This is a genomic window from Mesorhizobium sp. M7D.F.Ca.US.004.01.2.1 (assembly GCF_003997785.1).
In the GTDB taxonomy this organism is placed as follows: domain Bacteria; phylum Pseudomonadota; class Alphaproteobacteria; order Rhizobiales; family Rhizobiaceae; genus Mesorhizobium; species Mesorhizobium loti.
The window spans coordinates 1-4,957 of the sequence record NZ_RZRQ01000394.1 but is presented as its reverse complement, the minus strand read 5'-3'; the positions used below and the strand labels follow the sequence as shown (position 1 = coordinate 4,957).

Below are 4,957 nucleotides of genomic sequence, written 5' to 3'. Positions count from 1 at the left end.
GATGAAAGGCTCGGCGGCGCTGGAAGCCCTCGCGCAGGTTCGGACCGCGATCTTCGACAAGACCGGCACCTTGACCATCGGTGGCGCCGAGCTCATCGAAATCGAAGCTGCACCCGGCCGCAACACCGACCATCTGCTGCGGCTGTTGGCATCGTTGGAACAGGCCTCGCATCATGTGCTTGCCGACTCGATCATCCGGGCGGCGCGCGGCAGGCAGCTGATGCTTTCGCATCCGCATGATGTCCGCGAGTATCGCGGCGCGGGCCTCAAGGGCCGGGTCGAAAACATGTCGATCGCGGCGGGATCGCGGGCTCTCGTGCTCGCCGACAAGCCGCTGCCTAAATGGGCGACAAGCGGCGACGAACGATACCGGGATGAGCCGGTGTTGAGGGTTTTTGTCACGCTCGGCAAACACCTTGCCGGCATTTTCACCTTTGGCGATGCGTTGCGTCCTGATGCACGCGACGCGCTCGCCAATCTGCGCTCGGCTGGCATCACGCGCATGGTCATGCTGACAGGTGATGACGGTGCAGCAGCAAAGCATGTTTCCTCCGGGCTCGATCTGGATGTCATCGTCGCCGATGCCGTCCCTGCGGATAAAGTCGCGACGGTCGAGGCCGAGAAAGCAACGGCGCCAACAATGATGGTCGGCGATGGCATCAACGATGCACCCGCCCTTGCCGCCGCGACGGTTGGCGTCGCCATGGGCGCGCGCGGGGCGACGGCCTCATCCGAGGCAGCGGATGTCATCATTCTCGCCGACCGGCTGGAGCCTGTTGCCGAGGCGGTGCGGATTGCCCAACGGACGCGTGCGATTGCCCTGCAAAGCATCGTTGTCGGGTTGGCGCTCTCGGCCGTGGCAATGATTGCTGCGGCCATGGGGCAGATCACGCCGGTGGCAGGTGCATTGCTCCAGGAAGGGATCGACGTGGCGGTCATCCTCAACGCTCTGCGCACTCTTGGCGATGGACGTCTCGGGCGCGCATAGTGGACCACAGCAAAATCGGTGAATGGCCATGGCACAGCAGAATCTGGTGGTTTGCAGCAAATGCGGTGGGGTCAACCGCCTGCCGCCGGCCCGCAATGCCAGGGAGGCGAAATGCGGAAAGTGCGGGATCAGGCTGTTTTCGGGGCATCCCGAAGACGTCGACGCCGCGACTTTCGATCATCAGATCGCGCGCAGCAGCTTGCCCGTTGTCGTCGATATCTGGGCACCATGGTGCGGCCCCTGCAAGATGATGGCGCCGGCATATGAGGCCGCGGCCACCGAGCTGGAGCCGCATGTTCGCCTGATCAAGCTCAATTCGGACAATGAGCAGGCCGTTGCGGCAAGGCTCGACATTCGAGGCATCCCGACGATGATCCTCTTCCATGGCGGGCGCGAAATCGCGCGTACATCCGGCGCAATGACGGCAGGCCAGATCGTCAGGTGGGTTCGCGACCGCCTGCCGACGGTCGCCGCCTGAAGTTCCGCGCCATGGATCCCCTCATCGCCCGGCTCGGACTGGCCTTGGCAATTGGCCTGCTCGTCGGTTTGGAGCGTGGCTGGCAGGAGCGGGATGCACCTGATCGCAGCCGCACGGCTGGCATTCGCACGTTCGGCATATCCGGCCTGCTCGGCGGCATTCTGGCCGCACTCGCCGAAGCGCTCGATGCGGTATCGGTGCTGGTCGGCGGATTCATCGCTTTTGCCGCTGTCTTCGCCTGGTACAAGGCGCGCGAGGCTGCCCATGACGAAGATTTCAGCGTCACGAGCGTGATCGCTGGCCTCGGCGTTTTCGCGCTTGGCGCGCTTTCCGTCGCCGGTGATTATGGAGCGGCTGCTGCCGGTGGGGCGGCATTGGCGGCAATCCTGGCCAGCCGCGAGGTCCTGCACGGTCTTTTGAAGCGACTGACCTGGGTCGAACTTCGTTCCGCGCTGATCCTGGCGGTGATGACGGCGATCGTGCTGCCCTTACTGCCGAACCGGACGATGGACCCGTGGGGCGGTTTCAATCCGTGGGAGGTCTGGTTCCTGACGGTGCTGATGGCCTCAATTTCGTTCGCCGGCTATGTGGCTGTTCGCATTCTGGGAAATACGCGTGGTCTTCTGGTCAGTTCGCTCGCCGGCGCGATCGTCTCTTCCACCGCCGTGACCTTAGCGCTTGCCCGCAACGCCATGTCGGCAAGCAACCCTCTGCCGCTTGCCGGGGCGGCTTCGCTGGCGGCCATGGTTTCGGTGCTCCGCGTTTGTGCCGTGGTCCTGATCATCGAGCCGAGCGTATTCGCTTCGGCGGGCATTCCGGCGATTGCCTCGGCGCTCGCCTTCGCTGTCTGCGGGGCATTGCTGCTCGCTCGCGACAGCGGAAATGGTGAAGGCAGCGCTATCGCGCGCAACCCATTCGAGTTGGGCCCGTTGCTGCTGTTCGCCCTGCTGTTCGCGGTTGTCGCGACCACGAGCGCTGCATTGGCCGCTCAATTCGGCGGCCGTGGCTTGCTGGCGACCTCGGCGCTGGCGGGTACGTTCGATGTCGACGTCTCTGTGCTCAGTGCCTTGCGGCTGGTCGAGCATTCGGTCCCTGTCGAGACTATCGGTCAGGCGGTGCTGGCGGCGCTGGCGGCAAACGCGATCGGCCGCCTGTCACTGGCGGTATTTGCCGGCCCGATCAGGTTCTGGTTGCCGCTGGCCGGCGCAACCCTGGCCGCTGCGACCGCCGGCTACGGCGCAATGTTGTTGTTTGGTCCGGGATAAAAGCGCGGTTCTCGAACCACTTTGATGCGGATCAAGGGGCAGGCCCAGCTACGGCTCTATTGAACTCCTTAAAAGGAGTTCGCCATGACCAATTTGAAGGATCTCACCCCAAAATTCCGCCATGTCCGGCTGCTGCTCGCCCGCGAAAAAGGCCATCCGGAAGGCGACCGCGAAGAGGGCTACGATGTGCTGGCTCCATTGACCGGCGAAGGCCGGATCGACGCGGAAGAGTGGAAATCGCACAGGGCCTCTTGCCGTGTTCGCCGCTTTCGCACCGGCGAGGAAGACCTGATCGGCCGGCTGAGGCGCAAGCCAGGCGGACAGTGGTATTTCGACTATGCCGAAGGCGATCGCGACGACGAGGTCGGCTTTCATCTTGGCGACGAACGGTTCGTGACCGGCGAATATGTGTCTATCGAGCGCAACGGCGCCATGCACACCTACCAGGTGGCACGGGTCGAGCGGCCCTGATGCTTCGGGGCCAGGCCCCGTGGAAGTAGACCATGTCACGACGCATCCTGATTGTGGTCGGCCATCCCGACCCATCCCCGGACCGGCTCTGCCGCGGTCTTGCCAATGCCTATGGCGAGGGCGCGGAAAAGGCAGGACATGCTGTCCGCCGGGTCGATCTGGCAGCGCTTGATTTTCCGATGCTGCGGACGATGCAGGAGTTCGAACATGGTGCGGTTCCCGACGAGCTGAGGGATGCAGCCGAGGCGATCGTCTGGGCGGAGCATATCGTCTTTGTCTTCCCACTGTGGCTCGGAACCATGCCGGCCATGCTCAAGGCATTTCTGGAACAGGTGATGCGGCCAGGGACGGCCTTTGCCTACCCGGACAAGGGCGGCGGTTTCACCAAGACACTGCTTCGCGGCCGCTCTGCGCGCGTCGTGGTGACGATGGGCATGCCCTCAATTCTTTACCGCCTATGGTTCCTCGGACACGGCATCGCCGGCATGAAGCGAAGCATCCTGCATTTTGTCGGCATCAGTCCGGTGCGCGAGACCTTGTTCGGCATGGTCGCGGCTTCCAGCGAGGCGACGCGGGCGAAGTGGATCCGGCAGATGCGCAAGCTTGGGGAGCGAGGGCTATAGCGTGGCGATCCGGAAACCGGGACAATCTAAAGCCCCCCAAGGGCTGCCTGCTTCAGGGCCTATGGCTCGACGGTGAATTCAGCCCACATGCCGGCTCCATAATGACCTGGCACGTTGCAGATAAGCAGGTATTTTCCAGCCTTCAACTCGACGGTCAATGTGCCTGATTTTCCGGGATCAAGCTCCGAAACTTCGCCCTTGTCGCCAGCCTTGTCTTCGTCGACACGGTTCTCGGCTTCAAGATAAGGAAGCGGCTTTCCGGGATCGGCAAGGTACATCACGATCATTTCGTGAACGGTGTCCTTGGAGTCATTTTTCACATTGAATGTGACGTCCCCGGCCTTTACCGCGCCAGGCAAAGTCCTGATGCCCATGGTCGCCTTGGCGATATCGAGTCCCGGTGTCGCATAGGCGAGCCCCATTGGCATCTCCGCACTCGCGCCTTTGTCCCACAGCGAGACCTGCACAAGCGAAGCAGCCTGGACGGCGCCGGCACTGCCGGCCATGAGCATCGCGGCGGCAAGCCCGAGCGCTGCTCTCCTCAAAATGGTTTTCATGGCAATCTCCTTCAGGACGGCAGCCGAAGCGCTCTACGTCCCGACCGTCATCCTGCTCGCGGAGTCACCCTCCGTCCTTGCGCCAAATCAAACTGTCCGGCGCGAGCCCATCTGCGGCGCGATGCAGCTGTCAGCCAGTTGTCAGGTTGAATTGGCTATGTCGCACCAATGACGGTGAAATCGCCGTCTGGACACGGCTGATCGAAATCCCAACCGCAGGCGCGACATTCGCGCCCAACCTCCCGAATGGAGCCATCATGTATCGCACACTCGTTCTCGCCGCTCTCGCCGGCATGGTCGCAGGACCGGCGCTCGCTGCCGGCAGCAGCTGCAGCACCGCCCCGAAATCACAGTTCAAGCCCAAGGCAACGCTCGAGGCGCAGTTGACTAGCGAAGGCCTCACCGTCCGCCAGATCAAGGTCGAGAAGGGTTGCTACGAAGTCTATGCGGTCGACAAGGCCGGCAAGAAGGTGAACATGGCCTACAATGCCGAGACCCTTGAAAAGCTCGACAATGCCGAAGCCGGCGAAAATTGATCCGAACGTTTCGATAGCCACGGACGCGCGGGCATCGCC

The 4,957-nt window shown here is 62.9% G+C and carries 8 protein-coding genes; 7 read left to right on the top strand and 1 reads right to left on the bottom strand.

Annotated features, from left to right (window positions below; translation table 11 throughout):
• From EN993_RS31325 to EN993_RS31305, 5 genes are all read left to right on the top strand, one after another.
• Nucleotides 1-988: HAD-IC family P-type ATPase (locus tag EN993_RS31325; RefSeq protein ID WP_127265699.1), on the top strand; the 988-nt coding region annotated here is incomplete at its 5' end.
• A gap of 28 nt (nucleotides 989-1,016) precedes the next feature.
• Nucleotides 1,017-1,466, top strand: a complete 450-nt coding sequence (trxC, locus tag EN993_RS31320; RefSeq protein WP_127265698.1) for a thioredoxin TrxC — start codon at nucleotides 1,017-1,019, stop codon at nucleotides 1,464-1,466.
• An 11-nt stretch (nucleotides 1,467-1,477) separates the two neighbouring features.
• Nucleotides 1,478-2,731, top strand: a complete 1,254-nt coding sequence (locus EN993_RS31315; protein ID WP_109672558.1) for an MgtC/SapB family protein — start codon at nucleotides 1,478-1,480, stop codon at nucleotides 2,729-2,731.
• 84 nt (nucleotides 2,732-2,815) lie between these two features.
• A complete protein-coding gene (locus EN993_RS31310; RefSeq protein ID WP_109672506.1) occupies nucleotides 2,816-3,202 on the top strand; it encodes a hypothetical protein in 387 nt (128 codons plus the stop codon).
• A gap of 32 nt (nucleotides 3,203-3,234) precedes the next feature.
• Complete coding sequence (locus EN993_RS31305; RefSeq protein ID WP_126068005.1) at nucleotides 3,235-3,825, top strand: NAD(P)H-dependent oxidoreductase; 591 nt, start codon at nucleotides 3,235-3,237, stop codon at nucleotides 3,823-3,825.
• Nucleotides 3,826-3,884: 59 nt separating this feature from the next.
• Here EN993_RS31305 and EN993_RS31300 read toward each other — a convergent pair whose 3' ends face one another.
• A complete protein-coding gene (locus tag EN993_RS31300) occupies nucleotides 3,885-4,331 on the bottom strand; it encodes a plastocyanin/azurin family copper-binding protein (protein ID WP_245469022.1) in 447 nt (148 codons plus the stop codon).
• Here EN993_RS31300 and EN993_RS37200 point away from each other — a divergent pair.
• Together EN993_RS37200 and EN993_RS31295 are read left to right on the top strand one after the other, a co-directional pair.
• Entirely contained in the window at nucleotides 4,330-4,554 is a 225-nt protein-coding gene (locus tag EN993_RS37200) for a hypothetical protein (protein WP_164757925.1), read from the top strand. The two genes, EN993_RS31300 and EN993_RS37200, sit on opposite strands and share 2 nt — an antisense overlap.
• 85 nt (nucleotides 4,555-4,639) lie before the next feature.
• Complete coding sequence (locus EN993_RS31295) at nucleotides 4,640-4,918, top strand: PepSY domain-containing protein (RefSeq protein ID WP_127265697.1); 279 nt, start codon at nucleotides 4,640-4,642, stop codon at nucleotides 4,916-4,918.
• Nucleotides 4,919-4,957 lie beyond the last annotated feature (39 nt).

Coding starts and splice junctions, on each gene's coding strand:
- trxC (WP_127265698.1), top strand. CDS start 1,017: ATGGCACAGCAGAATCTGGTGGTTTGCAGCAAATGCGGTGGGGTCAAC.
- EN993_RS31315 (WP_109672558.1), top strand. CDS start 1,478: ATGGATCCCCTCATCGCCCGGCTCGGACTGGCCTTGGCAATTGGCCTG.
- EN993_RS31310 (WP_109672506.1), top strand. CDS start 2,816: ATGACCAATTTGAAGGATCTCACCCCAAAATTCCGCCATGTCCGGCTG.
- EN993_RS31305 (WP_126068005.1), top strand. CDS start 3,235: ATGTCACGACGCATCCTGATTGTGGTCGGCCATCCCGACCCATCCCCG.
- EN993_RS37200 (WP_164757925.1), top strand. CDS start 4,330: ATGAGCATCGCGGCGGCAAGCCCGAGCGCTGCTCTCCTCAAAATGGTT.
- EN993_RS31300 (WP_245469022.1), bottom strand. CDS start 4,331: ATGGCCGGCAGTGCCGGCGCCGTCCAGGCTGCTTCGCTTGTGCAGGTC.
- EN993_RS31295 (WP_127265697.1), top strand. CDS start 4,640: ATGTATCGCACACTCGTTCTCGCCGCTCTCGCCGGCATGGTCGCAGGA.